Below are 26,039 nucleotides of genomic sequence, written 5' to 3'. Positions count from 1 at the left end.
GGCGGGGATGGGGTGCATAGTGGCCCGAGAACTTCATGCTGTGGCGGGAGGCCGGTCCTGCACCGGGGCGGGCGGCGGGGAATGCTACCCCGCGGGGCGCGCCGTGTGGAGGATCTCGTCGGCGCGATTTCACGATTCGCGTCCGGGGCGGTAGGCTTGAGCGTTGGTTGTCTCTATGCCTGTGCCCAATTGCGTCTGACGCGTGGGGATCTGGCGCGGGAACAATCAAAGAACACACAGGCCGCGAGCGCAAGCGGACGGCCATGACGTTAGCGGAGGATATGGCCAAGAAAGAGGGTGTCATCGAGGTCGAGGGCACGGTGTCCGAGGCTCTGCCCAACGCGATGTTCCGCGTTGAGCTGCCGAACGGACACGTGGTGCTTGCCACGATCTCGGGCAAGATGCGACAGCACTACATCAGGATCCTCCCGGAGGACCGCGTGGTGGTGGAACTCAGCCCGTACGACCTGAACCGCGGCCGCATCGTCTACCGCTACAAGTAGCCAACCAGACGTCCGCCTTGGACCGACCGCTGCCGCGCGCGAGCGCGGGCCACGCTGCCGGGACGGGTGGGCGACGACGGCGGCTACTCCCAACGAATCCAGCAACCGCAAAAGGATAGAGCCTTGAAGGTCAACCCTAGCGTGAAGCCGATCTGCGACAACTGCCAGGTGGTCCGCCGTAAGGGCCGGGTCCTGGTGATCTGCAGCAATCCGCGTCACAAGCAGCGCCAGGGCTAAGTTCCCGCACGGGAACCAGCCTGCGCGTAGTTGAACACCAGGCAGCGCAGCGTCCACCACTACGCGGGACGCATACCCCCGGGCCCGGAGGCCGGGGACCTCGCAAGAGGGAATGCGCTGCTCCAAACCTCCGAATGAAACACGAAGGAAGACAACCGTTATGGCTCGTCTCGCAGGCGTAGACATCCCGCGCGAAAAGCGCGTTGTCATTGCGCTTACCTACATCTACGGCGTGGGCAAGACCCGTGCAGAGCAGACCATCGCCGAGACCGGGATCGACCCGAACACTCGCGTGAAGGACCTCAGCGACGACCAGCTGGTCCAGCTGCGTGACTACATCGAGGGCAACTTCAAGGTCGAGGGTGACCTCCGCCGTGAAGTGGCTGCCGACATCCGCCGCAAGGTGGAGATCGGCTCCTACGAGGGCCTCCGCCACCGCAAGGGCCTGCCGGTCCGCGGCCAGCGCACCAAGACCAACGCCCGCACCCGCAAGGGCCCGAAGCGGACCGTCGCCGGTAAGAAGAAGGCCCGCTAGAACTAGCGGCATCCAGCAGCAGGAACTTCGTAGGAGAACAAAATGCCCCCAAAGACTCGTGGAGCGGTGCGTAAGCCCCGCCGCAAGGATAAGAAGAACATCGCCGTGGGCCAGGCCCACATCAAGTCCACCTTCAACAACACCATCGTGTCCATCACGGACCCGACCGGTGCCGTGATCTCCTGGGCCTCGGCCGGCGAGGTCGGGTTCAAGGGCTCCCGCAAGTCCACCCCGTACGCCGCCCAGCAGGCCGCCGAGTCCGCCGCCAAGCGCGCGCAGGACCACGGGATGAAGAAGGTCGACGTCTTCGTCAAGGGCCCGGGCTCGGGCCGCGAGACCGCCATCCGCGCACTGCAGGCCGCTGGCCTCGAGGTCGGTTCCATCCAGGACGTGTCCCCGAGCGCGCACAACGGCTGCCGTCCGCCCAAGCGTCGCCGCGTCTAGTCGGTTCAATCCGCCGGGCACCGCCGTCGTCGGCCTCCTTCGGGAAGCCGGCGACGGCGGCGCCCACCGGATCGGGTCAAACCGAAGGCCGATCCAGACGAACGCCTCCTGGGCAGACGTCGTTTCCACCCCCATGTGTTGCGTCATATAGCGGACGCTCGCTGAAAGGAAATGTAAGTGCTCATTGCACAGCGCCCCACCCTGACTGAAGAAGTCGTCTCCGAGAACCGCTCCCGCTTCGTCATCGAGCCGCTGGAGCCGGGCTTCGGCTACACCCTGGGCAACTCCCTGCGTCGCACGCTCCTGTCCTCGATCCCCGGAGCCGCTGTCACCAGCGTCCGGATCGACGGCGTGCTGCACGAGTTCACGACCGTCCAGGGCGTCAAGGAAGACGTCACCGAGCTTGTCCTGAACATCAAGAACCTCGCTGTGTCCTCCGAGCACGACGAGCCCGTCGTCGCCTACCTGCGCAAGCAGGGCCCCGGCGTCGTGACGGCCGCGGACATCACGCCGCCGGCCGGCGTGGAGTTCCACAACCCGGAGCTGCACATCGCGACGCTGAACGCGAACGGCAAGTTCGACATGGAGCTGACCATCGAGCGTGGCCGCGGCTACGTCTCGGCGGCGCAGAACAAGTCCGTCGACGCGGAGATCGGCCGGATTCCGGTTGACTCCATCTACTCGCCGGTCCTGAAGGTGACCTTCCGCGTGGAGGCCACCCGCGTCGAGCAGCGCACCGACTTCGACAAGCTGATCGTCGATGTCGAGACCAAGGAATCGATCACCCCGCGCGACGCCGTCGCGTCCGCCGGCACCACCCTGGTGGAGCTGTTCGGCCTCGCCCGCGAGCTGAACACCGCCGCGGAGGGCATCGAGATCGGCCCGTCCCCGACGGACGCCGCCCTCGCCGCCGACATGGCGCTGCCGATCGAGGACCTGGAGCTGACCGTCCGCTCCTACAACTGCCTCAAGCGCGAGGGCATCCACACCGTGGGTGAACTCGTGGCGCGCTCCGAAGCCGACCTGATGGACATCCGCAACTTCGGCGCGAAGTCCATCGACGAGGTCAAGGCCAAGCTGGTCGAGCTGGGCCTGTCCCTGAAGGACTCCCCTCCAGGCTTCGATCTCGCTGCCCGCGCCGCCGCCCTCGACGAGGACGAGGCCGCGTACAGCGACGAAGAGGCCTAGGGCCCACTTCACCACCATTTCGTAGTCCGCCGGACCGCGCCGGCCGCGGCGGATACCACCCGAGGAGAAACCAACCATGCCTACCCCCCCGAAGGGCCCGCGTCTCGGAGGCGGCGCCGCCCACGAGCGCCTGATGCTCGCCAACCTGGCCGCCCAGCTGTTCGAGCACAAGCAGATCACCACCACGGTGCACAAGGCCAAGCGCCTGCGCCCGTACGCCGAGCGCCTCGTGACGTTCGCCAAGCGCGGCGACCTGTCCTCGCGCCGCCGCGTCCAGGCCGCGATCGCGTCCCGCTCGCGCACCAACAAGGGCATCGTCTACGAGCTGTTCGAGAACATCGCCCCGGTGATGGCGAACCGCGAGGGCGGCTACACCCGCATCACGAAGATCGGCAACCGCAAGGGCGACAACGCCCCCATGGCCGTCATCGAGCTCGTGATGGAGCCGGTTTCCCCGAAGCAGGCCGTCGTCAAGGAGGCCGAGAAGGCCACCGAGACCGCCGCGCCGGCCGAGGAGCCGAAGGCCGAGGAGACCGCGGCCACCGAGGCCCCGGCCGAGGAGACCACCACCGAGGCCCCGGCCGAGGAGAAGGACGAGAAGTAGGTCGTCCCGGTTTTCGCGGAAGGCCCGCCGCCCCTTCGGGGGAGGCGGGCCTTCCGCCATTAATGGGGTTGGGGGACGACGACGGCGGCGCCCGCGTCAAGTCCCGATCGGGCCGCCCGATTAGACTCGGATTCATGCGTGATTCCGTCCTGGCCGTCGATTCTCCCCTGACCGAACCGGCGACAGTGCGGATCCGGTTGGAGCTGGCGTACGACGGCGCGGCGTTCTCCGGCTGGGCCACCCAGCCCGGCAAGGCGACCGTGCAGGGCTCCCTCGAGGAGGCCCTCCAGATGGTCATCCGCCGTCCGGTCCGGACGGTCGTCGCCGGGCGGACGGACGCCGGGGTGCACGCCCGCGGCCAGGTGGTGCATTTCGACCTGACGCCGGGGGAGTACGAGGGGCTGCCCCGCGGGAAGGAGCTGCACCCGGACACCGCCCTGGTCCGCCGGCTGACCGGGGTGCTCTCGCGGCTGGGCGGCGCCGTCGTCGTCCATGCGGCGGGCGTGGCGCCGGAGGGGTTCGACGCGCGCTTCTCGGCGCTGTGGCGCCGCTACTCCTACCGGATCGCCGACGGCCCGGCGCACTGGGACCCGCTCGGCCGGTCCTTCACGCTCTGGCACGGGCAGCCGCTGGACGTCGCGGCCCTCAATGCGGAGGCGGCCCCCCTGTGTGGGCGCCACGACTTCCTGAGCTTCTGCAAGCCCCGCGAGCACGCCACCACGATCCGCACGCTGCACGACTTCAGGTTCGAGCGGGGCCTGGACGGGATCGTCACCGCGCACCTGCGGGCGGACGCGTTCTGCCACAACATGGTCCGCGCCCTGGTGGGGGCGACGCTCAGGGTCGGCGACGGCAGCGAGGAGCCCGGCTGGGTGGAGCGCCGGCTGGGGGAGCGGGTGCGGGATGCGAAGACCAAGCTCGCCGCGCCGCACCCGCTGGTGCTGGAGGAGGTCGCGTACCCGGACAACGGGGACCTGGCGGCCCGGGCGGAACAGACGCGGGCCCGGCGCGCCGCCCACGACGTCGAGCCGCGGGGGTAGCAGGGCAGCGGGGCACCGGCGGGTCGGCAGGGCGCCGGCACACGCAAGCGGCCCCGGACTCAAAGGGGCATGGTCCGGGGCCGCCTGGTTCTCCGGCCGCGCGTTGGAGGCGGTGGCCGCGCGGCCGGGGGGTGTCCGTGCGGCCGCCCCCAAGGCGGTCGCACGGGTCGGAAGCGGGCACCGCCGCCCGCGGTCTGGAGGGCGCTAGCCGAACACGCCGCTGTCGATGATGTTGATGGCGGCCGGCCCGAGGATCACGATGAACAGGGTCGGGAAGATGAACACGAGCAGCGGGAAGAGGATCTTCACCGGCAGCTTCATCGCCTGCTCCTCGGCCCGCTGGCGCCGGCGAACCCGCATCTGCCCGGCCTGCGCGTGCAGGACCCGGCCGACTCCGATGCCGTACCGGTCCGCCTGCACCACGGCCCGCACGAACGACTTCAGCTCCGGGACGGTGGACCGCTTGGCCATGGCCTCGTACGCCTCCGCCCGGGACCGGCCGACCTGCATCTCCTGCAGGGTGCGCGCCATCTCGCCGGCCATGGGCCCCTTGCCGGTGGCCGCGATGCGCGCCATGGCCGCCTCGAGCCCGAGCCCGGCCTCCACGGAGATCAGCAGCTGGTCCAGGACGTTCGGCAGCTCGATCCGCAGGTCGGCCTGGCGCTTGATCGCCGTGTTCCACAGCAGCAGGTCAGGCAGGAAGAACCCGAGCAGCGTGAGGAAAGCGGTCAGGGCCACCAGCTGCCAGCCGGAGTTCAGCACCAGCAGCAGGCCGCCGATGCCGAACCCGGTCAGCGCGGCGAGCGGCTTGACGACGATGACCCGGTCCAAGGGCCATGCCGCGGGCCGTCCGGCCTGCGAGAGCCAGCGGTCGATGCGGGCCTGGTAGCTGCCCGGCACGAGCCGGCGGGCCAGCGCCGCGAATTCCCGGTCGCCCTGCTTCGTCTCCTCGCCCGGCGCCTGGCCGGCCCGGGAGAGGTTGCTTTGGATCAGGACCAGCTGGTTCCGGTCCACGGAGGCGAGTCCGAAGACCAGCGCCGCCACCGGAACCACCAGCAACCCGATGGCCAACCATGCGATCATGTCGATTCCCATGTTCTCCCCCTAGAACCTGATCCGTACCATGCGGCTCATCCAGACCCCGCCGACGACGAGCATGACGCCGCCCACGGTGAGCATGAGCAGACCGATCGGGTGCCCGAACAGCGTGCCGAGGTAGCTCGGGTTCAGGACCGCGAGCAGGCCGGAGATGGCGAACGGCAGGGCGAGCAGGATGTACGCGGAGAACTTCCCCTCCGCCGAGAGCGCCCGCACCTGTCCCTTGATCTGTTCGCGTTCCCGCAGGGTTTCGCCCACCCGGTCCAGGACGCCGGCCAGGTCGCCGCCGACCTCCCGGTTGATGCGGATCGCCTCCGCCACCCAGGAGAAGTCCTCCGAGCCCATGCGCTGCCCGGCCTCCAGCATGGTCGCGTCCAGGCCGCGCCCCACGCGGGCCTCATTGACGATGCGCCCGATCTCCTCGGACATCGGGGCCTCGAACTCCTTGGCCGCCGAATCCAACGCCCGCTGCACCGAGTGCCCCGCGCGGAGGCTCCCCGACAGGGTCGCGACCAGGTCCGGCAGCTGGGCCTCGAACCGCCCGCGCCGCCGCCCGGTCAGCGCCTTGACGAGGAGCCCGCCCGCCACGGGGGCCAGGCCGGCCATGGCCAGCGCGGGCCGCCAGCCCCCGAGCGCGAACCCCAGGAGGCCGGACACGAAGGCCCCGACGCCGACCAGCACCAGCACCTCCGCCGGGGCCATGCGGATCCCCGCCTGCCCCAGCGTCTCCGCGTTGAGCCAGCGGAGCTTGCGCCCGGCCAGGCCGCGCTCGACGACCTTGATGGTGACGCCGCTGAACCGCTCGAGCGCGGACTCCTCCTCCGTCCCGGGCCGGCGGCGGTCGCGGGGGACCTCCGCCGTCGCCGGCCGGAAGGCCACGAACAGCAGCAGCCCCGCGGCGGCCAGCACCGCGGCGAACCCCGCCGCGAACGTCATGATGGGGACCACGGCTACCTCCCCCCGGACGGGCCGGCCGGTGCCGGCGTGTTGAACAGTCCCGGCGGCAGGGTGACGCCGACGTCGTGGAAGCGCTCCACGAACCGGGGCCGGACCCCCGTGGCGACGGGTCGGCCGAGGAAGCGGCCGTGCGCGTCGACGCCGGCGGAGTAGTCGAACAGGAACGCGTCCTGCAGCGTGACGACCTCGCCCTCCATGCCCTGGACCTCCGTCACGTGGGTGACGCGGCGGGTGCCGTCGCGAAGTCGCGTGAGGTGGACGATGAGGTCGACGGCGGAGGCGATCTGCTCGCGGATCGCCCGCAGCGGCAGGTCCATGCCGGCCATGAGGATCAGGGTCTCGAGGCGGGCGATCGCGTCGCGCGGCGAGTTCGCGTGCACGGTGGAGATCGACCCGTCGTGGCCGGTGTTCATGGCCTGGAGCATGTCCAGCGTCTCGCCGCCGCGGACCTCGCCGACCACGATCCGGTCGGGCCGCATGCGCAGCGAGTTGCGGACCAGGTCGCGGATCGTGATCGCCCCGGCGCCCTCGATGTTCGCCGGGCGGGACTCGAGACGGACCACGTGCTCCTGCTGCAGCTGCAGCTCGACCGCGTCCTCGATGGTGACGATCCGCTCGTCGTTCGGGATGAACCCGGACATGACGTTCAGCAGCGTCGTCTTTCCGGTGCCGGTGCCGCCCGAGATGATGATGTTCAGCCGGGCCCGCACGCACGCGTCCAGCAGGTGCGCCATCTCCGGGCTGAGCGTGCCGAACTCGATCAGGTTCCGCACCGTGAGCGGGTCGGCCGCGAACTTGCGGATCGTGAGGCTGGGCCCGTTGACCGCGAGCGGCGGGATGATCGCGTTGACGCGGGACCCGTCCTCGAGCCGGGCGTCCACGAGCGGCGACGACTCGTCGACGCGCCGGCCCACGCGGCTGACGATCCGGTCGATCACCCGGCGCAGGTGCGCCTCCGAGCTGAACGCGGTGTGGGCGTCGCTGAGCCGGCCGCCGCGCTCGACGAAGATCTGCTGGTGGTGGTTCACCATGATCTCCGTGACCGCGGGGTCGTCCAGCAGTCGCTGGAGCGGGCCCAGGCCCAGGACCTCGTCGCCGATGTCCCGGATCAGGCGCCGCCGCTCCTCGGGGGAGAGGGGCACCTGTTCGGCGTCGATGATCTGGGCGAGCTCGTCGCGGGCCAGCTTGCGCAGGGCGTCCTCGGACATCGACGGGTCGGAGATCCGCGCGCCGAGGCGCTCGAACAGCGCGTCCGCGGCGCGGGCCTTCAGCCCGGCGAGTGGATCCATGGGCGCGCTGGCCGCCGGGGCGGAACCGAACGCGGTCCCGATCCGGCCGCGGGCCGCCCCGTCGGGCGCTGCTTCGGGGGCGTCCGGCGTGTCCCAGGACGGAAGGTGCGCCGCCGTCGTCGTCTCCCCGGGGCCCGCGGCGGGTGCGGCGGGCGGCTCGGGGAGGACGACGGCGGGGCCCGCGGCGGCCGGGGTCGCCGGGACGGAATCCGGTCCCGGATCGGCGGCGGCCGGGTGGTCGTCCCCGCGGGCGGCCTGGAGGCGGTCGTGGAGGTTCATGCCACGACCTCCCGCCGGTGGGCCTGGCGCGCGGCGCCCGAACCCGCGACGCGGGCGGCCAGCTTCGCGAGCCCCTTGGCGGCGGCGTCGCGAGAGCGGTCCGCCAGCAGCGGCAGTCCCTTGTTCGTGCTCAGTGGGATGGCCTTGGAGCGGGGCACGACGGCGTCGACCGGCACGCCGATCGAGGCCTCGACGTCGCCCACGGTCAGGCCCGAGCGGCGGTCCGCGAAGTTGAGCACGACGTGCCGGCCCTGGGGGACCAGCTGCAGTTCGCGCAGCACGTTGAGCCCGGTGTTCAGGCCGCGGATGCTGGGGATGTCCATCCCGCACACCCAGACGGCGTCGGTGGCCTGCTCGAGCGCGGCGAGCAGGTGCTCGCCGAGACCGGGCGCGGTGTCCAGGATGACGTACGGGAACTCGGCTGCGAGCTGGTTGACCAGGACCGCGACCTGCTCCGGCGAGATGAGGTCCGCGTCCGCGGGGTTCCGGGGCCCGCAGAGCACGTAGACGCCCGTGTCGGAGAGCGTCAGGAAGGACTTCAACACCATGGAGTCCTGGGCCGCCGCGCCGAACACGGCGTCCGTGATGGTGTGCTCGGGTTCGAGGTTCAGGGCCGAGGCCACGTCGCCGAACTGCAGGTCCAGGTCCAGCAGGACGACTCCGGCGGGCGCCGTCTTGGCCATGGCCACGGCCAGGTTGGTGGAGACCGTGGTCTTGCCGACCCCGCCCTTGGGCGACATCACCGCGAGGACGCGCCCGCGGGGGCGCTCGCCGACCTCCGTGCCTTGGCGCCGGCGGCCCTCCGTGGTCAGGCAGGCCCGCTCGAGGATCTGGCGCAGTTGCGCCGGGTCGGCGTCCGGGTCGGTGATGTCGCGGATGCCGGCGCGCATGGCGTCGACGACGGTCTCCGGTGCGGGGACCGCGGCGAGGACGACGGAGACGTCCGGGTGCTGCAGCCCCATCGCTGCCGTGAGCCGGAACGCGGCCTCGAGGTCGACGTCGGGTCCAAGGAGCACGACGTCGGTCGGCTCGCCCAGACTGCGGTTGAGCAGGTCCGCCGGCGGGAGCTTGGCGGCCTCGGCCGCGACGCGCTGGACGTTGCCGGAGATCGCGCCGTGCGCGGCGGTGCGCACGCGGCGGTCGAGCTCCTGGGAGTCCGTGAGGAGTAGGAAGCGGCTCATTTCAGGACCTCCGCGATGTCCCAGAGCTTCTGCGTGCCCGGCTTGGTGTCCTCGTCCTGCTTGGACAGCCAGAGGGTCCCGAACTCCTGGCTGTGGATGATCTTCACGGCGTCTTCGGACGCGACCCCGAAGCTGACGTAGGCCGACCCGTTCGGGAGGGCGGCCTGGCCCTTGGGCCGCTCGCCGCCGGTCTCCTCCGGCGGCGCGATCTGGATGGAGGTGACGAGGACCTTCTCCAGCAGCAGCTTGGTGACCTTGCGCTTCTGGTTCTCCGTGTTCTTGTCGCCGTCGATCAGTTCGATCTCGTAGTTGCCGAAGACCCCCACCGTGTCGCCGGCGCGCAGCTTGCCGCCCACCACGCGGGCGGGCTCCAGCACGACCGTCATCTCCTGAAGTCCCGCGGGGACCGCGACGGATCCGGGCGTCAGCAGCGAGTCGGCGCCGACCAGCTTCGCGGCGAGGAGCTGCTCGCCGGCGACGAGGTCCTGCGCCGTGACGGTGTCCGGGTGCTCGGCCAGGGACTCGACGGCCCCGGGGCCGAGCGCGGAGCCCGGCAGGGACTCCGTCCCCAGCTTGTCGCCGAGTTCCGCGACCGGCGTGCCGGCCGGGATGTCCTCGGTGGCGACCAGGACCTTCCGTGGTTCCAGGTCGGCCTGGGCCCGCGCGTCGGCGGCGCCCACGTAATTGACCAACAGCACGGCGCCGACGATAGCCAGCACCAGGGCCGCTATGCCCCCAAGCAGCCTTGTGTTCATTTGTTGCCCCCAAGCAATCGATGAATCGGTGTGTGAACCTCCGCAGCCCCCTGCGGCGGACTATTCGGTGAGCCGGACGACGAAGGGGCCGTCCGGCGACGAGCCTCCGCCCCCGAAGTCGGAGTCGGGCGTCGTGTATTCGACGAAGCGGCCGATCAGGCCGAAGCAGTCCCCCTTGCATCCAGGTGTTCCGGTGTTGTTGTAGGTGAAGGTCGAGTGCTCGCCGGTGAAGTGCCAGCCCTTGACCTGCAGGGCGACGTACCGCGAAATCGTGTAGGTGGAGCCGTCGTAGCCGTCGTCGTCGTAGGCGAAGACGATCACGGTCGGGTAGTCCTCGTCCGTCCCGCCCGGGCCCTCGGCCTTCTGGATGGCCTCTTTCCACTCCTGGAGGAGCTGGGCGCACTCGCCGGCGCCCGGGATGGCGTTGCCGTTGGAGCCGTCGGCGGTCGCTTCGCCGTCGACCTCGCTCGTCAGCGTCGTGCAGTCCTCCTCGCCGTTGGGGCTGAGCCAACCGAACGCTCCCGGGAACTGCCAGGGCTGGCTGCCGGTGCAGTCCGTCGGGTCCGCGGTGGCGTCGCCGGAGCTGTTGTCCTTGTGGGTCTCGAACACGAACCACGTGTCCGGCGACGCTGCCGCGGTGTCGAAGACGCACTCGTTGAAGATGACGGGGAACTGCGACGGGCCCTCGCCGATGGCCTCCCAGGAGGCGACGGCGGTCGCCCCGACTTCGGTCTCCGCTTGGGGCCCATTGCCGCTGAGCTGCGAGAGGGCGTCGGCGAACCAGAGGCTGACGCTCCCGAGGGTCGCCCCCGCCTCGCTGGCGTCGGTGGTGGCGCGGACGGAGTTCGTGGAAACGGGCGCGACACTCGCGATGCGGGATGCGCCGTCGTGCGAATTGCTGTCGGCCAACGGTGCGAAGTGCGTCTCCGCATCCAGGCAGTGCTCGTCGACCGTCGACGGCGGTGCGCATTCCTGGGCGGCGGCGACGGCGACGGCGTCCGCCGCGTTCTGCAGCTGGGCGCGCTCCCAGTAGAGCTTGCCGACGTCGATGGACAGGGCCGCGAAACCGAGCAGGGCGACCATCGAGAGCGCCACCATGATGGCGGAGGCGCCGCGCTCGCCGGCGACCGGGTGTGTGGTTCCGGACCTGCGGAAGACGGTGGAGATGCGCATGGTGCCTAGCCTCCGCACTGCCGGCCGCTGGCGGCCGTGAGGGAGGCGGGCATGAACGGGAAGAACCCGCTGAGGGCCGGATCGTCCACGGCCGCCGTCACGCGGACCTCGATCTGGGGACCGCACTCGGCCCCGGAGCTGAAGGCCAGGGACTGGATGTAGATGCCGTCCACGGTCGGCGCCGCGTCCTGGGCGACGGCGGCCAGGGCGGCCTCGTCTTCGTGGATCGCGTAGTGGCGCGCTGCTTCGCGGGCCGCATTGGTGAGGGAGATCTGCTGGTGGAAGACCCAGCCGAACTCCATGATCCCCATCAACAGGGCGACGAGGACGGGCAGCACCAGAGCGAATTCGACCGCCGATGCCCCGCGTTCCCGATTGGTCTGGCCCCTCATCACGTCCCCCTCGTGAAGTCTGGAAATGGTGCCCGGTGGCGGGCGCCGGCGGTAGCCGGCGCCCGCCACCGTGAGCTTGCCCGACTAGGCGGTGGCAGGCGCCTTGATCTTGTTGGCCACGTCGGTGAACATCGAGTCCAGGTTCGTGCCGATGAGGGTGACCGCCACGATGATGGCGACGGCGATGAGCGCGACCATGAGGCCGTACTCGACGGCCGTGGCGCCCTTCTCCTCGCGGCGCAGCTTGCCGGCGACGGTCTCGAGGGCCAGGTAGATGTTTGCGAACAGCGTGTTCATGGAATATCCCCAGTTCACTAGATGGTGCGGCGATGCCGCCGCCTCCAAACCAACTTTTGAATGGCGGAGAATTCCTGGGAATGCGAAAGATGGCCCCAAGCCATAACGGGTCCCCCAACTCGATGCCCCAGGTCCGTTTCCGGCCCTGCCCCCCAGGCGGTTCCCCAACCGCTGGCATCTGCCCTGAAAGCTAGACCCCCCAGATTGGGGGCCGCAAGGGGTACGACGGCGGTCGCCGGCTCCGACGTTGGGTCGTTCCGCGCCCCGCGTGGGGTGGGAGGAGGCCTTCTTCACGATGACCACTTCACGTTCAATGGACTGGAAGGGCGCATGACAGCGAGTGTGGAATCCGCGGGATTCCAGCGGCGCTTCAAGCCTCAAGCAACCCCCGGGACTTCACCTTCGGTAGGTTGACGGTCCGCAGGATGAGCGAGGCTTTCGGATTGACGCACAGGTTGGCGCGGTCGACGCGCGACGGGGCCGGCGTCGGAAACTGGTGTTAAAAGAACGGCGGCTGGCGCGAACTATCCGCCGGCCCCCAGTTCTGCGGGAACGTCGCACCGCGGGACGTCCACGGTGAAGACGGAGCCCTGGCCGGGCTCGCTGGTGCAGCGGATCGATCCGTCGTGGGCTTCGACGATGGACTTGCAGATGGCCAGGCCGAGCCCCATGCCGCGGACCCCCGAACCCCGGGCCTTGCCCGTGCGGTAGAAGCGGCGGAAGACCTGCGCGCACTCGTCCGGCGCCATGCCTTGGCCTTGGTCGGCCACCTGGATTCGGGTGGATGACCCGGCCGGGAACACGGACACCGTCACGGTCCCGCCGTCGGGGGAGTACTTGATGGCGTTGCCGATGAGGTTGTCGAAGACCCTTGAGATGCGCAGGGGATCGACGTCGGCCCACGCGGTGTCGTCCGCTTCCAGCCGGAGTTCGACGCCGGCCCGTTCCGCCGCCACGGTCGCCATGGCCAGGGCCGTATCGGCGATCGAACCGAGGTCCGAGGGGCGGCGCAGCATCGTCGCGGCACCCGAGGTCGTGACGAGCAGGTCCTCGACCAGCGTGAGCAACCGGTCGGTGCTGCGCAGCGCGGCGTCCAGGCGCCTTCGGTCGGTCTCCGGCAGGTCGGCCTCGCCGTCGATCACGAGCTCGAGGTTCCCGACGACGGCGGTGAGCGGGGCGCGGAAGTCGTGGGACGCGGCCGCGACGAACTCGTCCTTGGCGCGGAGGGCCTCGACCAGGCCGGTGACGTCCTGGTAGACGACGAGGGCTCCCGCGGCCGGGGCGGCCAGGGGCCGCGAGGAGGTCACGAGTGCGACCTGGGCGTCTTCGGTCCCGGCCCAGATCAGGTAGCCGCCGAACACCTCGCCGCGGGACGCTCGGCTCAACGGGCTTTCGTCCGGGTCCAGGGGCGTGGTGCGGTCCGCGCGCCACAGGGACGGGGGCGTGGGCGCGCCGTCGTCGTCCACGCCGCCGCCGGTCCGGCGCCAGAGGTCCTCCATCGCCTGGTTGGCCAGGATTAGCCGGCCGTGGCCGTCGATCGCGCAGACGCCGACGTCGATGGTGCCCAGCACCGAGTTCAGCAGCTCCTCCTTGGCCGCGGTCTTCGCGAGCAGGGCCCGCAGCTCCGCGTCCTTCCTCACCAGCGACCGGTGGTCGTTGCGGGCATTCGCCGCGGCGTATCCGATGGCCAGGGACACGGTGGCCAGCAGCGCGGGACGCAACAGGCTGGCGGCGAGCCATCCCGGCCCCGGCGCGCCGGCGGCGTCGCCGTCGATCGTGGCCATCAGGGCGGGGAGGGCCTCGACCACCCAGGTGCCCACGAAGGCGGCGGTCGCCGCCTGCCACAGGCGCAGCCCGTCGCCGGACAGCCAGATGACGGGGAAGACCGCCAGCAGGACCAGCCCCGCGACCTCGCCGCCGGCCCCGAGCACCATGAGCGCGATCCCCGCGAAGTCCGCGGCGGGCACGAGAAGGGGGGCCGCGGGTGGGAGCCTGTTCCACGGGACCGCGAAGCAGGCCAGCAAGAGGGCGAGGACCAGGGCCACGCCGCTGGCGAACACGGGGGACCCGGACGCGGCGGGCCATGCGAAGGGTGCGACCAGCGCCAGGACGCCGATGAAGAACAGCAGCGGCAGCTGGTAGAGGGCGATTCGCGCCTGCGGGGCGAGGCCCCGGAGCAGCGACGCCAATGACGACGCCGTCATTCTGTGTCGCATGGGCCGTCGGCTCCTCGTGCTGCTCAAGGCCCGGTCTCTGGCCTTCTGTACCCTTGTCACATATCTTGCGGATAGCTTGGAGCCATCCAAACAGGGCGAGAAAGGTGCGCGCAACCGCCGCGGATCGTTCCCCCGGCTCCATGGTATCCGCCGGAGTACACCGTCAATGACCGGGGGGATAGGGATGAATGAGTTCGGAGCGGCGGTCGTCATCGAAGACGACGACGACGTCCGCAACGTCGTGGAGGCCGTGCTCGGGCAGGCCGGCTTCGACGTGGTGGCCACGTCGACGGGCCGCGATGGCGTGCGCGCGGTCGAGAGCCACCGCCCCACGATCGTCACCCTGGACATCGGCCTTCCGGACATCGACGGCTTCGAGGTGCTGCGGAGGATCCGCGCGCTCAGTGACTGCTACGTGGTCATGCTGACCGGCCACACGGACGAGCCCGACACGCTTCTGGCGCTGCAGGCAGGCGCCGACGACTACGTGTCCAAGCCCTTCCGCCCGCGCGAGTTGCGGGCCCGGATCGCCGCCATGCTGCGCCGGCCGCGGGCGGGCGAGGGGGGAGAGACGGGCTTCGCGCCGGCCTCCGGGACTCCCCAGCCCCCCCGCGTTCAGGGGCCCGGATACACCTACCGGGGCAAACAGCCGAGCCCGCCGCCCCGGGACGTGCCGGCCGTGCCTCCCGCTGGTCCGGCGCTGGCGGCCTCGCCGTTGGTCCACGACGGACTGGAGCTGGATCCCCGCACCCGCTCGAGCCGATTGAACGGGGCGCCGCTGGAACTCACGCGCAGCGAGTTCGACCTGCTGCGCGATCTCCTCCAGTCGTCCGGCGCCGTCCGCACGAAGCGGGATCTGGTGCGCGTGGCCCGCGGCGACCACCTGCGCTCCGAGTCCTACGTCAGCCAGGCGGACGAGCGCGCCGTCGAGGTCCATATCGGGAATATCCGCCGCAAGCTCGGCGAGGACACCCGCCGGCCGCGCTGGATCCAGACCGTCCGGGGCGTCGGCTACCGCTTGGTCGTCGACGAGTAGGGCGGGCTGGCGCCTCTGCCTAGAGGTAGCGTCGCAGCTCGGCCACCGTGGCGTCCCCGCAATCGAGGACGTCGGGGAGGCCTTGTGCGGCGATGTCCCAGCGGGATGCGCGGACCTGCCGGTGCAGCCATGCGGCCTGTTCTGCCAGCCGGACGGCCCCGATCATGCCGGCGGAGCTGCGGAGGCTGAGGACGGCTTCGATCCCGTCCGCGCGTTCCCGGCGGTCGACGATGGACCGGATCCGCGCGGCCCGCGCGGGCCAGGCCGCACGGAAATCGACGACGAATCGGCGCGCGGCCGCCTCGCCGATCTGGGAGGACAGGTCGCCCAGCGTGCTGGGGTCCAGCAGGACGAGTCCGCCGTAGCTGGAAGGGCCGGTGGTCGGCCAGTCGTCCCGGGGCGCGCCGGAGTTCGCGTCGGCGACGCCTGGATCCGGGGACGGGGCTTGCATGATGCCACCGTATGCCCGGTCGGCGACCCAGACGCCCCAACCCCTGCGATCCTGCGTAAAACGTCCCGCATTCCTGAGCTTGGTCGGGGTCGAGTCCATGGTGACCACGCTGCTCACGCTCCCGAGAAGGACGCGAGCGAGTTGATGACCGCCGGCCCCAGGATCGCAATGAACAGGACCGGGAAGATGAAGAACAGCAGTGGAAAGAGCACAGCGACCGGGAGCTTCATCGCCTTCTCCTCCGCCCGCTGGCGACGCTTGACGCGCATGACCTTCGCCTGGACGCGCAGGACCGAGCCGATCGCGATGCCGTAGGCGTCGGCCTGGACGACCGCCTGGACGAAGCTCCGCAGTTCGGGGACGTTGGAACGTTCCGCGAGGGCCTTGTAGGACTCGCGGCGGGAGCGGCCCACCCGCATGTCCTGGAGCGTCCGTAGCATCTCCTCGGCCATGGGCCCCTTGCCGTTGGCCGCGGCGCGCGCCATCGCGGCTTCGAAGCCGAGCCCCGCCTCGACGGCGATGAGCATTTGGTCCAAGGTGTTGGGCAGTTCGAGCCGCAGCGCCTTCTGTCGCTCCTGGCCCTTGCTGACGAGCATGAGGTCGGGGATGAAGTATCCGAAAACGACGACGGCCACGGCCAGGAGCTTCAGCAACGGGTGCTCCGCGTTGGATCCGAGGACCAGCCCCAGCAGCGCGCCGGTGACCGCAAAGACGGGCTTGGCGGCCAGAACGCGCTCCATGGACCAATCGGACGGACGGCCGGACAGGGCGTGGAGACGCTCGAGCCGGGCCAGATACGACGGCGGGGTCAGGGCGCTCCCAAGCCGCAGGAAAACGGAAGGGCGAGCCGTGCCGTTGCCGTCGGCGGCCGGCAGCCCGCGGAGCAGGTTCGATTGCTCGGCCCGGCGGGCGGCCCGGTCCGAGGTCCCGAGGGCGAAGAACGCCCAGCCGACGGCTGCAGCGACGAGAACGGCGCCGATGAGAGGTGTCAGCATGGTCAGAACTTCAGATCGATGATCTTGCGGAGCCAGAGGCAGCCGATGGTCATCAGGATGGCCGACGCCGCGAGCATTCCCCATCCGATCGGATGGGTGAACAGCACGTTCACGTAGCCGGGGCTGACGACAGCGAGCATGCCGACGATGCCAAACGGGAGGGCCACGAGGATGTACGCGCTGAACTTTCCCTCGGCGGCCAGGGCTTTGATGTGGCCCTTGATCTCCGCGCGCTCGCGGATGGTATCGCCCACCTGGTCCAGAACCTCGGCCAAGTTGCCACCGACCTCCCGGTTGATCTGGATCGCTTGGGCGATCCAGGTGAAGTCCTCGTTCTTCATGCGCTCCGAGGTGCCGTCGAGAGCCGTGAGCAGGTCCTTGCCCAGGGAGGTCTCGGCGACCACACGCCGCATTTCCTCCGCGGTCGGGCTCGCGGAATCCTCGCCGGCGGCGTCGATGGCGCGCAGGATCGAGTGTCCGGCGCGCAGGCTCCCCGTCAGCAGCTGAAGGGTGTCGCCGAGCTGCGCGTCGAACGCGGCGCGCCGCCGGTCCCGAAGGATCCCGAGGAGGACGTGGGCCAGCACGGGCGCGGCGACGAACAGGAGCACGCCCAAGGCGATGCCTGCGACGATGACGCCCACGGCCGCCAGGGCTGAAGCACCGGACAGCACCAGGATGATGAAGTCCGCCTGGCTGATCCGCAGGCCGGCCAGCTCGAGCGCTTCCGGCGCGTAGAGCCGCAGCGGGTGTGCCGTCAGATACCTGTTCAGGCCATCCGAGGCGGAGCCGGCCATCCGGGAAATCGCCGTGTCCGAGGGGGTGCCCAAGGGACGCCGCCGGTCGGCCGGAAGCGACGTGTCGGGCACGAGGACGAGCCGGCCGACGAAGGTCGCTGCCACGGCGATGAGGAGACCGAGCCCGATCGCGAGCGTCATCGCCGTGCCCCCTCAGGCTGAGGGGTCTGGAAGATCCGGGCCGGGACCCGGATGCCCATGTCCTCGAAGCGGTCCAGGAAGCGCGGACGGATGCCGGTGGTGACGGGAGTGCCGCGGAACCGGCCGTTCTCGTCGACGCCGGCAGCGAAGTCGAACACGAAGGCGTCCTGGAGCGTCACCGTTTCGCCCTCCATGCCCTGGACCTCCGTCACGTGCGTGATGCGGCGGGAACCGTCGCGCAGGCGGGAGACCTGGACGATGAGGTGCACCGCGGAGGCAATCTGCTCGCGGATGGCGCGAAGGGGCAGATCCATTCCGGCCATGAGCACCAGCGTCTCCAGACGTGAGATCGCGTCGCGGGGGGAATTCGAGTGCACGGTGGACAGCGACCCGTCGTGTCCGGTGTTCATCGCCTGGAGCATGTCCAGCGCCTCCCCGGAGCGGACCTCGCCCACGACGATGCGGTCGGGCCGCATACGCAGGGAGTTGCGAAGCAGGTCGCGGATCGTGATCTCGCCGCGGCCCTCGGTGTTCGGGGGCCGGGACTCGAGGCGCACGACGTGGTCCTGCTGGATCTGCAGCTCCACGGCATCCTCGATGGTCACGATGCGCTCATCGTGCGGGATGTAGGACGAGAGGACGTTGAGCAGCGTCGTCTTACCGGTGCCCGTGCCGCCGGAGACGAGGATGTTCAGCTTCGCCTTGACGCAGGCGTCGAGGAGCTTGGCCATGTCCGGTGTCATCGTGCCGAAGTCGATGAGGTTCTGCACGGTCAGCGGCTTCTTGGAGAACTTGCGGATGGTCAGTGAGGAGCCGCCCACGGCCAGGGGAGGGATCACCGCATTGACGCGGGAGCCGTCCTCAAGCCGCGCGTCGACGAGCGGGGACGACTCGTCCACGCGCCGGCCGATGCGGGACACGATGCGGTCGATGACGCGCCGCAGCTGTTCCTCCGACGTAAACACGGTGTCGGACAGCGTGAGGGAACCGCGGCGCTCCACGTAGATCTGGTCGCGACGGTTGACCATGATCTCGGTGATCGACTCGTCGTCGAGCAGGCGCTGGAGCGGACCGTAGCCCAGCACGTCGTCGGCCACGTCGTCGATGAGGCGCTGGCGCTCGTCTCCGGTGAGGGGTACCCGCTCGCCTTCGATGATCTGGGCCAGTTCGCCGCGTGCCAGGGCGCGCAGCTGTTCGTCGGTCTGCTTGGAGTCGCCGAGGCGGGAGCCGAGCCGGGCGTAGAGGGCCGTGGCGGCACGCTGCTTGAGGAAGGCGAGGGCGTCACCCGCCGGGCGGGATTGCGCGGGTGCCTTCGTGGGCACACGGGTCTCCGCAGGGGCTAGGGCGAACGGTGCCGCCGCGTCCGCCGCGGCGAGGGCGGAGTCCTCGGACTCTGCGTGGTGCTCGGGCTCCGCGCTGCGGCGTCCGCGAGACCGCGCCGGGAACGCCGGCTCCTCCACGTCGCCGACGAGCAGCGCGTCGAAATCGAGGTCCGCCGCCGAGGCGGCGGAGGGACCAGAAGACCCGCCCAAGTCGACCGGCGACACGGGATTCCCCATCGTGGCCGTCGGGGCCGCGGTCTGCGGGCGTGGGGGCCACGTGTCCGCAGGGGCGGCGTGTGTGGCACCGTTGCGGGCCCGCAGGCGCTCGGCGAGGCTCATGCGACCACCACCCGGCGGTGGGCGCGGCGACGGGACTGCTCATCCGCGGCCGGCAGGAAGCGCTGGACCACCTGGCGCAGGGCCTTCACGGCGGGGTCGCGCGGGGCACTGTGCAACAACGGGACCCCCTTGTTGGTCGAGTGGGCGATGGCGCGGGAGCGCGGCACAGCGACGTCCAGAGGCGCCCCGAGCGTGGCTTCGATGTCCGCGACGGCGAGGCCCGACTTGGCCTCGGCCATGTTCAGGGCGCGGTGCTGCCGGGCCGGCAGCAGTCCCAGCTCGCCCCAGAGGTCCTGGGCCAGGCGCAGGGAACGCACGGCCGGTACGTCCATCGTGGTGACCAGCAGCACATCGGTCGAGCGCTCCAAGGCGGTGAGGACGGTCTCGGGCATCCCGGTGGGGGTGTCGAGGACCACGTAGGGGAACTCGTGAGCCAATTGATCGATCAGGTGCCCGACCTGGGCGGGCGAGATCGATTCGCCCTCCACCGGGGAGGCGGGCGCGCACACGGCGTAGAGGCCCGTGGGGTGCGGGGTCAGGAATGTCTTGAGCACGAGAGGGTCGCGGGCCGCGGCCGGTGAGACGGCGTCGGTGATGGTGTGCTCGGGGGTCGCGTAGAGGGCGGAGGCGACGTCGCCGAACTGCAGGTCGAGGTCGACGATCACGACGCCGGTGGGCGCGCTCTGCGCCAGGCCGACAGCGAGGTTGGTGGCGAGGGTCGTCTTGCCCACCCCGCCCTTCGGAGAGGCGACGGTCACCACGGTGCCGCGGCGCTCCACGGACGTCTCCTGGGCAGCCTCCGCGGCGCGGCGCCGGCTCTCCGAAGACCGCGTGGCGCGCTCCACGGCGGCTGTGAGCTCGGCGGGCTCCGACGCGGGGTCGACGACGTCGCGGGCTCCGGCCCGCAGGCTCTGGAGCACGAGCTCCACGGAGGGGCGGGCCACGACGAGGACGCTGACCTCCGGGTGCTGCAGGTCCACGACGGTGGCCAGGCGGAGCGCGGCGTCGAGTGGAACGCCGGGACCCAGGACCAGGACCTCGAGCGGTTCCCCGTCGAGGTGCTGGAACAGGTCCTCGGGCTGCTCGGGCAGGGCGGCCGTGCGGAAGGCCTGGAGGCCTCCCGGAACTGCGGCGACCGCCTGCGCGAGCCGCGCCTCGAACCCGGCGTCGGGCGTGATGACGGCGAAGCGGCTCACGGGTACAGCTCCTCGATGGTCATGCGGTGGGGGTCGGACTCGGTGGCTTCCTTCGGCTCCTTGCTGAGCCAGATGCGGCCGAACTCGGCGGCGTAGATGACCTTGTGCGCGTCGTCGTCGTCGACGGCAACGGTCACGAGGAATGCTCCCGTGGGTAGGGCCTCGGGGTTCTCCTGCGCGGCGGCGGCGGTGCCGTCGCGCTGGACGGTGGTCACGAGCACCTTGTGGAAGACGCGCTGGGTCATGGACTTGTCGACCTTGTCGCCGTCCGGTTCGTCCTTGGTGAAGGAGGCGAAGACGCCGACCGTGTCGCCGGCGACGATCTTTCCTCCGACGACGCGTGCCGCATCCACGGAGAACGTGACTTCCTGCAGCCCCTTGGGCACCGGCACGGAGCCAGGCGCGGAGAGCGTCTTCGGATCCACGAGGCGCTCGGCGAGCAGGGGCTCGCCGGGGGCCAGAGCGGTCGAGGTGACGAGGCCCGCCTTGCCTTCGAGCGAACCCAGGGCGGTGGGCGCGACGGCGGAGGTCGGCAGCGGCCGGGCCTCGAGGACGTCGTCGAGGTTCTCGACGGGGGTCCCGGCCGGGATCGATTCGGCGACGACGAGGACGGTGACGGGCTCGAGGGCGGACTGGGCGCGCGCGTCGGCCCCGTTGGCGTAGGAGATGACGAGCACCAGCCCGATCACGGCCGCCACGGCGGCCGCGAGGCCGGTGAGCAGGCGTCGGTTCATCGGGATTCCTTAGCTGGTGAGTTGGACGGCGGTGGCGCCGTGGGGTTGGACGGGGCCCAGGGTGTAGCCCTCGTCGAGGGAGACGTAGGTGACGAACTTGCCGATGATCCCGCGGCAGCTGCCTTCGCAGGAGACACCCTGTGTGGTCGAGCGGTAGACGGCGTACGGGTCGCTTCCGGTGAAGCGCCATCCGGCGACCGCGAATGCAGCGAAAGAGACCATGCTGTACTTGGCGCCGCTACCCGTGCCCTCGACCTTGTTGAAGACGGGCAACAGGACGATGGGCGTGCGGCCGGCGGCGAGGTCGGCCTGCCACTTCTGGTAGACGCTGTTGCAGTTGGGCGGCCCGCTGTTGCCAGGCTCGCTTCCGCCCTCGGCCACAGCGAGGTCGATGTACCCGCCGCACTTGCCGGCGTCTTGCACGAGCCAGCCGAACCCGCCTTCCACCGCGGCGCCCGAGGGACCGTAGTTGCAGTCGGCATTGGCATGCGCGCCGTGGCCCTGCAGCAGTTGGTACGAACCGTCGACCATCCCCTGGACCTGGCAGATGGAGAAGGTGACGGGAAATGCGGTGGTGCCCTGGATCGGACTGCCCCATGCGGCCGTCGACCTGGCCCCGACTTCGATGTCCGTGATGCCGAGAACCTGCGCGAGTTTCATCGTGATGCGGTTAGTCGCGCTGCCGGCCTCTTTGGCCCCGGTCGTGGCACGGACTGTGCGCGCCGATTGGTTGATTTCCAGGGGGAGGAGATTGGTGGCAGCGTCGTTGGCGTTACCGTTGGCGAGCCCCTGCGCCGCGGCCGTATCGGGTGCGCAGGCGCCGAGTGCCGCCTGGCGCGCACACTGCTGGGCGACCGCGACGGCGACGGCGTCGGCGCCGCTCTGCAACTGTGCACGCTCCGAGTAAATGCGTCCGACGTCGATCGCCAAGGCCCCGAAGCCGAGGAGGACGACCATGCAGAGGGCGACTACGACGGCGGTGGCGCCGCGCTCGCCATCCGCGTCGCGGAAGGCTAACCGGCGCATCGCATGACTCCCTGCCCCGTGAGGGTGAAGGGGCTGACGATTCCCGTGAGGGTCGCGTAGTCCAGTTGGGCCTTCACTGTTGCAGTTGCCCCAGCGGCGCAGGAGCCCGTGCCGTTCGATGTGGTGACTTGCACCTTTGAGGTGGTGAGACCCGTGCCGACGGCAGCCTCGACCGTGCGGTCGCGGGCAGCAGTCGCGTTGTTGGTGATCGCCATCGTGCGGACGCCCTCGCGGGCGGCGTGCGTGAGGCTAATCTGGATGTTGTAGGCTCGCCCGAACTCGATGATGCCGAAGACCAGGGCCAGCAGGACAGGCAGGACGATCGCGAACTCGACGGCGCTTGCGCCTCGTTCCGAACACCGGGTCATGCTTGCTCCTGAGGTGGGAACTCGATTTGGTGAGAGGGGCGCTTGACCGCGGGTCGCCCCTCTGCGGGGCGCCCCGCGGTCATCAAGACCGACTAGCTGCCAACGATGCCCATGGCCGTCGCCGGGACGGGAACCTTTCCGGCAACGTCGTTGAACATCTTGCTGAGGTTGCCGCCGAGCAGGGTGACGGCGACGATGATGGCGACGGCGATGAGGGCGACCATGATGCCGTACTCGACGGCGGTGGCGCCCTCCTGCTTCTCGGCGAGGTAGTTGCGGGCACGCAGGTACAGGTTGAACATTTTCTTCTCCTGGGGGTGGATGCTGTCGGGATGGACTGACTTGGGTGGAAGTCCGGGCTCCCCAACGGCGCCCGGCCCTCATCCAGTTTCGACTCCGGGTTACGCTTTCGCCCCGGATCTTGGCCTCTCCTGACATTCCCCTGCGGAAAGACATTGAAACTTGCATTGTATTGCGCCTGTCCTGCGTTTTCCCTCGGCGATTCACGCGCTCGGGTGGCGATTCGGGGCCGGCGGCCCGCCGTCGCGCCCTAGTGGGAGTAGTAGCCGGACCGCTTTGGCGCTACGCCCGCCGATCGGCTAGACTTAGACGCTGTTGTGCATGTCCCATGCCCGGACACTACTTCCGCCACGGTAACGGCCCAGTTGCAGGGCCTCTGGTCGGTGGCGGTTGCGGGCGACACGGGACGACCGGTCGATGTCCAGCCCTCACCTGGCGAACTGGTCCCGCGCATCGACAACACGGCGCACCGCCGGCGGAGGATCTCACGCCCGCCACCGGAGGAGCGCTAGACCAGTAACCAAGGAAACGAAGGCCATTACCGTGCGTACGTACACCCCGAAGCCCGGCGACGCCGATCGCCAGTGGCACGTCATCGACGCCACTGACGTCGTCCTGGGCCGCCTCGCCAGCCAGACCGCAACCCTGCTGCGCGGCAAGCACAAGGCGACTTTCGCCCCCCACATGGACATGGGCGATTTCGTCATCATCATCAACGCGGAGAAGGTCGCCCTGACCGGCGCCAAGCTCGAGAAGAAGCGCGCCTACCGCCACTCCGGCTACCCGGGCGGCCTCAAGTCCGTCAGCTACGAGGAGCTCCTGGAGAAGAACCCGGTCCAGGCCGTGGAGAAGGCCGTCCGCGGCATGCTCCCGAAGAACTCCCTCGCCGCCAAGCAGCTGTCCAAGCTGAAGGTCTACCGCGGTGCGGAGCACCCGCACGCGGCCCAGCAGCCCAAGACCTTCGAGATCACCCAGGTCGCCCAGTAGGGCCCGGAGGAGACAAGATGACTGAGAACACCGAATCCATCTACACCTCCGAGTCCGCTCCGGTCGAGGAGACTGTCGCGGCCGAGCGTCCGGCCCTGACCGTCGGCGGCTCCGCCGTCGGCCGCCGCAAGCAGGCCATCGCCCGCGTGCGCCTGGTCCCGGGCTCCGGCAACTGGACCATCAACGGCCGCACGCTCGAGGACTACTTCCCGAACAAGCTGCACCAGCAGGAGGTCAACGACCCCTTCAAGCTGCTGGAGCTCGAGGGCGCCTACGACGTCATCGCCCGCATCGTCGGCGGTGGCCCCTCCGGCCAGTCCGGCGCCCTGCGCCTGGGCGTCTCCCGCGCCCTGAACGAGATCGATCGCGAGAACAACCGCCCGGCCCTGAAGAAGGCCGGCTTCCTGACCCGCGACGCCCGCATCATCGAGCGCAAGAAGGCCGGCCTCAAGAAGGCGCGCAAGGCCCCGCAGTACTCGAAGCGCTAAAGCCAGGGGACGACGGCGGGGCTCGCGCCTCACCGTTCCTCCCGCGAGGGCCCGGCAGTGGATTCCCACTGCCGGGCCCTCCGGCGTTTAAGCGTCCACCCGCGACACCTTGGCACGACGCATGGGACAATCTCGGCATGGGGGGAACATTCGGTTCACGGAGAACCACGATCCTGGTCTGGTGTGCCGCGGCAGCGATGCTGGTCCTGCCGGCCTTTAACGCGTTCACCGGGGAGATGAGCCGTTTCGGGTGGCAGATGTACGCCCGGGCGTCGACCTTGCCCGAGTTTCGGGCGACCTATAGCGACGGCAGCGTCAGAGGCATCCCGGTCCACCGCTTGGTGACACACGCCCGCGGCGAGGTCGATTACGCCGCCGTCCTGCCCGGATTCATTTGCGGGCGCGATCCCGAGGTCGTTGCGGTCCACGTGGAGCGCGCGACGCCGCCCCTGGAAAGGACGGTGCCATGCGCTGGCTAGGCCCGTCCATCGACGCCAGATTCCTCGCCGTCTCTCGGATCCTGCTCGGGGTCGCGGTCATCGCCGTCGGGTTCGAGGCCTCGCTGATCGTCGCCCGCGGTGAAGACGCGGGACGCTACGCGCTGCGGCCCTTCGAGTGGCTTCCCCATCCCGGGGATGCGGGCGCCATGGTGCTCCTGGCCATCTTCGGGATCACCGGTGTCTGCCTGGTGCTTGGCCTGTTCCCGCGCCTCATGGCGGCACTGGCCGCGCTGGCCGCGGTGTCGATACTTTGCATCGATTTGCAGGCCTACAGCAACCACCTGGTGCTGACCATCTGCCTGCTGTTGGTGATGACCGGAGCCCGCAGCGCGGACGCGTGGGCCTTGGGCGCCCGCCGCCGGCAGCGGGCTGTTCCGGAAGGCGCCCGGACGTCCGGCGGTCCGTGGCTGGTCCCGTCGTGGCCGGGGTTCCTGCTCCTGGCCCAGATCACGACGGTCTACTTCTGGACCGCGGTCTCTAAGCTCAATCCCCAGTACCTCTCCGGGGAGGTCATCCAGCTGAACCTCCGGCTCCCGCTCGACGACCGGATCCTGCCCTGGGCGGCGGCCGCGAGCATCGCGCTGGAGTTCTTCCTGGCGGTTGCGCTCTGGATCCAGCACCTGCGGCCACTCGCGTTCCTCGGGGGGCTCCTTCTCCACGGCGGGATCGTGGCCATGCTGACGGACCCAGTGCCGCTGGTCGTGTTCGCAGTGCTCATGGCGGTCGGGTACGCCCCGTCGGTGGCTGCCTACCGGGCGGGGAAAGAGCCGAGGCCGACGGCGGGGGCCGCCACGTCCGAGGCCGCTCGCATGGAGGCCTAGCGTGTTCGGGGTGGAGCATGTGGACGACCTCCATCGGCTCTAGGGAGTGTTGCTAAAGCTGGTTCCGAGCCAGACTAGGGCTGAGGCGAGTTGTATGGCGGCGTGGAAGTTGCGGGCAGTTTTGTCGGTTCGCATCGCCAGTCCGCGCCAGCGTTTGAGTTGGTTGAAGCAGCGCTCGACGACGTTGCGGCGCCGGTAGGTCTCCGCGTCGAAGGCCGGCGGCCGTCCGCCCCGGGATCCTTTCCTGCGGCGGTTGGCCACCTGGTCGGCCTTTTCCGGGATCGTCGCGGCGATCCCGCGGGCGGCCAGCCAGGCCCGGTTGGACTTCGAGGGGTACCCCTTGTCGGCCAGGA

At 70.1% G+C, this 26,039-nt stretch carries 31 protein-coding genes; 12 read left to right on the top strand and 19 right to left on the bottom strand.

Going from position 1 to position 26,039, the window contains the following annotated elements; all coding sequences use genetic code 11:
• The first annotated feature begins 281 nt into the window (after positions 1 to 281).
• The 7 genes from infA (at position 282) to truA (ending at position 4,551) form a co-directional block, all read left to right on the top strand.
• Positions 282 to 503 (top strand): translation initiation factor IF-1, encoded by a 222-nt coding sequence (gene infA / locus AC1Q5D_RS06450; RefSeq protein WP_068731548.1) that lies wholly within the window; start codon positions 282 to 284, stop codon positions 501 to 503.
• Positions 504 to 626: 123 nt separating this feature from the next.
• Positions 627 to 740 (top strand): 50S ribosomal protein L36, encoded by a 114-nt coding sequence (gene rpmJ, locus AC1Q5D_RS06445; RefSeq protein ID WP_481737755.1) that lies wholly within the window; start codon positions 627 to 629, stop codon positions 738 to 740.
• Between the two features lie 160 nt (positions 741 to 900).
• Entirely contained in the window at positions 901 to 1,275 is a 375-nt protein-coding gene (gene rpsM / locus AC1Q5D_RS06440) for a 30S ribosomal protein S13 (protein WP_481737754.1), read from the top strand.
• Positions 1,276 to 1,317: 42 nt separating this feature from the next.
• Complete coding sequence (rpsK, locus tag AC1Q5D_RS06435; RefSeq protein WP_481737753.1) at positions 1,318 to 1,719, top strand: 30S ribosomal protein S11; 402 nt, start codon at positions 1,318 to 1,320, stop codon at positions 1,717 to 1,719.
• Positions 1,720 to 1,896: 177 nt separating this feature from the next.
• Positions 1,897 to 2,907, top strand: coding sequence for a DNA-directed RNA polymerase subunit alpha (locus AC1Q5D_RS06430; protein ID WP_481737752.1), 1,011 nt, complete (start codon positions 1,897 to 1,899; stop codon positions 2,905 to 2,907).
• A 76-nt stretch (positions 2,908 to 2,983) separates the two neighbouring features.
• Positions 2,984 to 3,511, top strand: coding sequence for a 50S ribosomal protein L17 (gene rplQ / locus AC1Q5D_RS06425; protein WP_481737751.1), 528 nt, complete (start codon positions 2,984 to 2,986; stop codon positions 3,509 to 3,511).
• A 134-nt stretch (positions 3,512 to 3,645) separates the two neighbouring features.
• Positions 3,646 to 4,551, top strand: coding sequence for a tRNA pseudouridine(38-40) synthase TruA (truA, locus tag AC1Q5D_RS06420; protein ID WP_481737750.1), 906 nt, complete (start codon positions 3,646 to 3,648; stop codon positions 4,549 to 4,551).
• Between the two features lie 204 nt (positions 4,552 to 4,755).
• On the opposite strand, the gene AC1Q5D_RS06415 is transcribed toward truA, so the two are convergent.
• The 9 genes from AC1Q5D_RS06415 to AC1Q5D_RS06375 all read right to left on the bottom strand — a co-directional run bounded on the left by AC1Q5D_RS06415 (position 4,756) and on the right by AC1Q5D_RS06375 (position 14,188).
• Positions 4,756 to 5,634, bottom strand: coding sequence for a type II secretion system F family protein (locus tag AC1Q5D_RS06415; protein ID WP_481737749.1), 879 nt, complete (start codon positions 5,632 to 5,634; stop codon positions 4,756 to 4,758).
• A gap of 21 nt (positions 5,635 to 5,655) precedes the next feature.
• The gene (locus AC1Q5D_RS06410; protein WP_481737748.1) at positions 5,656 to 6,597 is read right to left on the bottom strand and encodes a type II secretion system F family protein; all 942 of its coding nucleotides are present in this window, start codon (positions 6,595 to 6,597) and stop codon (positions 5,656 to 5,658) included.
• 2 nt (positions 6,598 to 6,599) lie between these two features.
• The gene (locus tag AC1Q5D_RS06405) at positions 6,600 to 8,174 is read right to left on the bottom strand and encodes a TadA family conjugal transfer-associated ATPase (protein WP_481737747.1); all 1,575 of its coding nucleotides are present in this window, start codon (positions 8,172 to 8,174) and stop codon (positions 6,600 to 6,602) included.
• Complete coding sequence (locus AC1Q5D_RS06400) at positions 8,171 to 9,355, bottom strand: CpaE/TadZ family protein (RefSeq protein WP_481737746.1); 1,185 nt, start codon at positions 9,353 to 9,355, stop codon at positions 8,171 to 8,173. The genes AC1Q5D_RS06405 and AC1Q5D_RS06400 overlap by 4 nt, the downstream gene beginning before the upstream one ends.
• Positions 9,352 to 10,053: a Flp pilus assembly protein CpaB gene (gene cpaB / locus AC1Q5D_RS06395; RefSeq protein WP_481737745.1), complete on the bottom strand. Its 702-nt coding sequence runs from the start codon at positions 10,051 to 10,053 to the stop codon at positions 9,352 to 9,354. Before cpaB (AC1Q5D_RS06395) ends, AC1Q5D_RS06400 begins: the two co-directional genes overlap by 4 nt.
• Before the next feature lie 117 nt (positions 10,054 to 10,170).
• Positions 10,171 to 11,283 (bottom strand): pilus assembly protein TadG-related protein, encoded by a 1,113-nt coding sequence (locus AC1Q5D_RS06390; protein ID WP_481737744.1) that lies wholly within the window; start codon positions 11,281 to 11,283, stop codon positions 10,171 to 10,173.
• Positions 11,284 to 11,288: 5 nt separating this feature from the next.
• A complete protein-coding gene (locus tag AC1Q5D_RS06385; protein WP_481737743.1) occupies positions 11,289 to 11,675 on the bottom strand; it encodes a TadE/TadG family type IV pilus assembly protein in 387 nt (128 codons plus the stop codon).
• Positions 11,676 to 11,759: 84 nt separating this feature from the next.
• Positions 11,760 to 11,972 carry a Flp family type IVb pilin gene (locus AC1Q5D_RS06380; protein WP_481737742.1) on the bottom strand — a complete coding sequence of 71 codons (213 nt, stop codon included), beginning with the start codon at positions 11,970 to 11,972 and terminating at the stop codon, positions 11,760 to 11,762.
• A gap of 524 nt (positions 11,973 to 12,496) precedes the next feature.
• Complete coding sequence (locus AC1Q5D_RS06375; protein WP_481737741.1) at positions 12,497 to 14,188, bottom strand: sensor histidine kinase; 1,692 nt, start codon at positions 14,186 to 14,188, stop codon at positions 12,497 to 12,499.
• Positions 14,189 to 14,372: 184 nt separating this feature from the next.
• Here AC1Q5D_RS06375 and AC1Q5D_RS06370 point away from each other — a divergent pair, with 184 nt between their 5' ends.
• Entirely contained in the window at positions 14,373 to 15,224 is an 852-nt protein-coding gene (locus AC1Q5D_RS06370; RefSeq protein ID WP_481737740.1) for a response regulator transcription factor, read from the top strand.
• Between the two features lie 19 nt (positions 15,225 to 15,243).
• Here the strand turns inward: AC1Q5D_RS06370 and AC1Q5D_RS06365 are convergent, their stop codons facing one another.
• From AC1Q5D_RS06365 to AC1Q5D_RS06325, 9 genes are all read right to left on the bottom strand, one after another.
• Positions 15,244 to 15,675, bottom strand: coding sequence for a hypothetical protein (locus tag AC1Q5D_RS06365; RefSeq protein WP_481737739.1), 432 nt, complete (start codon positions 15,673 to 15,675; stop codon positions 15,244 to 15,246).
• Positions 15,676 to 15,788: 113 nt separating this feature from the next.
• A complete protein-coding gene (locus AC1Q5D_RS06360) occupies positions 15,789 to 16,667 on the bottom strand; it encodes a type II secretion system F family protein (protein WP_481737901.1) in 879 nt (292 codons plus the stop codon).
• 5 nt (positions 16,668 to 16,672) lie between these two features.
• Positions 16,673 to 17,605: a type II secretion system F family protein gene (locus AC1Q5D_RS06355; RefSeq protein ID WP_481737738.1), complete on the bottom strand. Its 933-nt coding sequence runs from the start codon at positions 17,603 to 17,605 to the stop codon at positions 16,673 to 16,675.
• A complete protein-coding gene (locus tag AC1Q5D_RS06350; RefSeq protein ID WP_481737737.1) occupies positions 17,602 to 19,266 on the bottom strand; it encodes a TadA family conjugal transfer-associated ATPase in 1,665 nt (554 codons plus the stop codon). Before AC1Q5D_RS06350 ends, AC1Q5D_RS06355 begins: the two co-directional genes overlap by 4 nt.
• Positions 19,263 to 20,462, bottom strand: coding sequence for a CpaE/TadZ family protein (locus tag AC1Q5D_RS06345; protein ID WP_481737736.1), 1,200 nt, complete (start codon positions 20,460 to 20,462; stop codon positions 19,263 to 19,265). Before AC1Q5D_RS06345 ends, AC1Q5D_RS06350 begins: the two co-directional genes overlap by 4 nt.
• A complete protein-coding gene (cpaB, locus tag AC1Q5D_RS06340; RefSeq protein WP_481737735.1) occupies positions 20,459 to 21,196 on the bottom strand; it encodes a Flp pilus assembly protein CpaB in 738 nt (245 codons plus the stop codon). Before cpaB (AC1Q5D_RS06340) ends, AC1Q5D_RS06345 begins: the two co-directional genes overlap by 4 nt.
• A 9-nt stretch (positions 21,197 to 21,205) precedes the next feature.
• Positions 21,206 to 22,222 (bottom strand): pilus assembly protein TadG-related protein, encoded by a 1,017-nt coding sequence (locus tag AC1Q5D_RS06335; RefSeq protein ID WP_481737734.1) that lies wholly within the window; start codon positions 22,220 to 22,222, stop codon positions 21,206 to 21,208.
• Complete coding sequence (locus AC1Q5D_RS06330; protein WP_481737733.1) at positions 22,210 to 22,590, bottom strand: TadE/TadG family type IV pilus assembly protein; 381 nt, start codon at positions 22,588 to 22,590, stop codon at positions 22,210 to 22,212. The genes AC1Q5D_RS06335 and AC1Q5D_RS06330 overlap by 13 nt, the downstream gene beginning before the upstream one ends.
• Positions 22,591 to 22,682: 92 nt before the next feature.
• Entirely contained in the window at positions 22,683 to 22,892 is a 210-nt protein-coding gene (locus tag AC1Q5D_RS06325; protein ID WP_481737732.1) for a Flp family type IVb pilin, read from the bottom strand.
• A 541-nt stretch (positions 22,893 to 23,433) separates the two neighbouring features.
• On the opposite strand from AC1Q5D_RS06325, the gene rplM reads away from it, so the two are divergent.
• The 4 genes from rplM to AC1Q5D_RS06305 all read left to right on the top strand — a co-directional run bounded on the left by rplM (position 23,434) and on the right by AC1Q5D_RS06305 (position 25,686).
• Complete coding sequence (gene rplM, locus AC1Q5D_RS06320; protein ID WP_481737731.1) at positions 23,434 to 23,877, top strand: 50S ribosomal protein L13; 444 nt, start codon at positions 23,434 to 23,436, stop codon at positions 23,875 to 23,877.
• Between the two features lie 17 nt (positions 23,878 to 23,894).
• Positions 23,895 to 24,365 (top strand): 30S ribosomal protein S9, encoded by a 471-nt coding sequence (rpsI, locus tag AC1Q5D_RS06315; RefSeq protein WP_481737730.1) that lies wholly within the window; start codon positions 23,895 to 23,897, stop codon positions 24,363 to 24,365.
• A gap of 137 nt (positions 24,366 to 24,502) precedes the next feature.
• Positions 24,503 to 24,844: a hypothetical protein gene (locus AC1Q5D_RS06310; protein ID WP_481737729.1), complete on the top strand. Its 342-nt coding sequence runs from the start codon at positions 24,503 to 24,505 to the stop codon at positions 24,842 to 24,844.
• Positions 24,832 to 25,686 carry an HTTM domain-containing protein gene (locus tag AC1Q5D_RS06305; RefSeq protein WP_481737728.1) on the top strand — a complete coding sequence of 285 codons (855 nt, stop codon included), beginning with the start codon at positions 24,832 to 24,834 and terminating at the stop codon, positions 25,684 to 25,686. Before AC1Q5D_RS06310 ends, AC1Q5D_RS06305 begins: the two co-directional genes overlap by 13 nt.
• A gap of 39 nt (positions 25,687 to 25,725) precedes the next feature.
• On the opposite strand, the gene AC1Q5D_RS06300 is transcribed toward AC1Q5D_RS06305, so the two are convergent.
• The coding region (locus AC1Q5D_RS06300) for a transposase (RefSeq protein ID WP_481737727.1) at positions 25,726 to 26,039 on the bottom strand (314 nt) is incomplete at its 5' end.

Source organism: Arthrobacter paludis, assembly GCF_056782315.1.
This window is presented reverse-complemented; position numbering and strand designations above follow the sequence as displayed.

Coding starts and splice junctions, on each gene's coding strand:
- AC1Q5D_RS06350 (WP_481737737.1), bottom strand. CDS start 19,266: ATGAGCCTCGCCGAGCGCCTGCGGGCCCGCAACGGTGCCACACACGCC.
- AC1Q5D_RS06370 (WP_481737740.1), top strand. CDS start 14,373: ATGAATGAGTTCGGAGCGGCGGTCGTCATCGAAGACGACGACGACGTC.
- AC1Q5D_RS06305 (WP_481737728.1), top strand. CDS start 24,832: ATGCGCTGGCTAGGCCCGTCCATCGACGCCAGATTCCTCGCCGTCTCT.
- AC1Q5D_RS06325 (WP_481737732.1), bottom strand. CDS start 22,892: ATGTTCAACCTGTACCTGCGTGCCCGCAACTACCTCGCCGAGAAGCAG.
- rpsI (WP_481737730.1), top strand. CDS start 23,895: ATGACTGAGAACACCGAATCCATCTACACCTCCGAGTCCGCTCCGGTC.
- cpaB (WP_481737735.1), bottom strand. CDS start 21,196: ATGAACCGACGCCTGCTCACCGGCCTCGCGGCCGCCGTGGCGGCCGTG.
- AC1Q5D_RS06355 (WP_481737738.1), bottom strand. CDS start 17,605: ATGACGCTCGCGATCGGGCTCGGTCTCCTCATCGCCGTGGCAGCGACC.
- rpsK (WP_481737753.1), top strand. CDS start 1,318: ATGCCCCCAAAGACTCGTGGAGCGGTGCGTAAGCCCCGCCGCAAGGAT.
- truA (WP_481737750.1), top strand. CDS start 3,646: ATGCGTGATTCCGTCCTGGCCGTCGATTCTCCCCTGACCGAACCGGCG.
- AC1Q5D_RS06375 (WP_481737741.1), bottom strand. CDS start 14,188: ATGCGACACAGAATGACGGCGTCGTCATTGGCGTCGCTGCTCCGGGGC.
- AC1Q5D_RS06405 (WP_481737747.1), bottom strand. CDS start 8,174: ATGAACCTCCACGACCGCCTCCAGGCCGCCCGCGGGGACGACCACCCG.
- AC1Q5D_RS06380 (WP_481737742.1), bottom strand. CDS start 11,972: ATGAACACGCTGTTCGCAAACATCTACCTGGCCCTCGAGACCGTCGCC.
- AC1Q5D_RS06400 (WP_481737746.1), bottom strand. CDS start 9,355: ATGAGCCGCTTCCTACTCCTCACGGACTCCCAGGAGCTCGACCGCCGC.
- rpsM (WP_481737754.1), top strand. CDS start 901: ATGGCTCGTCTCGCAGGCGTAGACATCCCGCGCGAAAAGCGCGTTGTC.
- AC1Q5D_RS06415 (WP_481737749.1), bottom strand. CDS start 5,634: ATGATCGCATGGTTGGCCATCGGGTTGCTGGTGGTTCCGGTGGCGGCG.
- AC1Q5D_RS06385 (WP_481737743.1), bottom strand. CDS start 11,675: ATGAGGGGCCAGACCAATCGGGAACGCGGGGCATCGGCGGTCGAATTC.
- AC1Q5D_RS06330 (WP_481737733.1), bottom strand. CDS start 22,590: ATGACCCGGTGTTCGGAACGAGGCGCAAGCGCCGTCGAGTTCGCGATC.
- AC1Q5D_RS06310 (WP_481737729.1), top strand. CDS start 24,503: ATGGGGGGAACATTCGGTTCACGGAGAACCACGATCCTGGTCTGGTGT.
- infA (WP_068731548.1), top strand. CDS start 282: ATGGCCAAGAAAGAGGGTGTCATCGAGGTCGAGGGCACGGTGTCCGAG.
- AC1Q5D_RS06365 (WP_481737739.1), bottom strand. CDS start 15,675: ATGCAAGCCCCGTCCCCGGATCCAGGCGTCGCCGACGCGAACTCCGGC.
- rplQ (WP_481737751.1), top strand. CDS start 2,984: ATGCCTACCCCCCCGAAGGGCCCGCGTCTCGGAGGCGGCGCCGCCCAC.
- AC1Q5D_RS06335 (WP_481737734.1), bottom strand. CDS start 22,222: ATGCGCCGGTTAGCCTTCCGCGACGCGGATGGCGAGCGCGGCGCCACC.
- AC1Q5D_RS06390 (WP_481737744.1), bottom strand. CDS start 11,283: ATGCGCATCTCCACCGTCTTCCGCAGGTCCGGAACCACACACCCGGTC.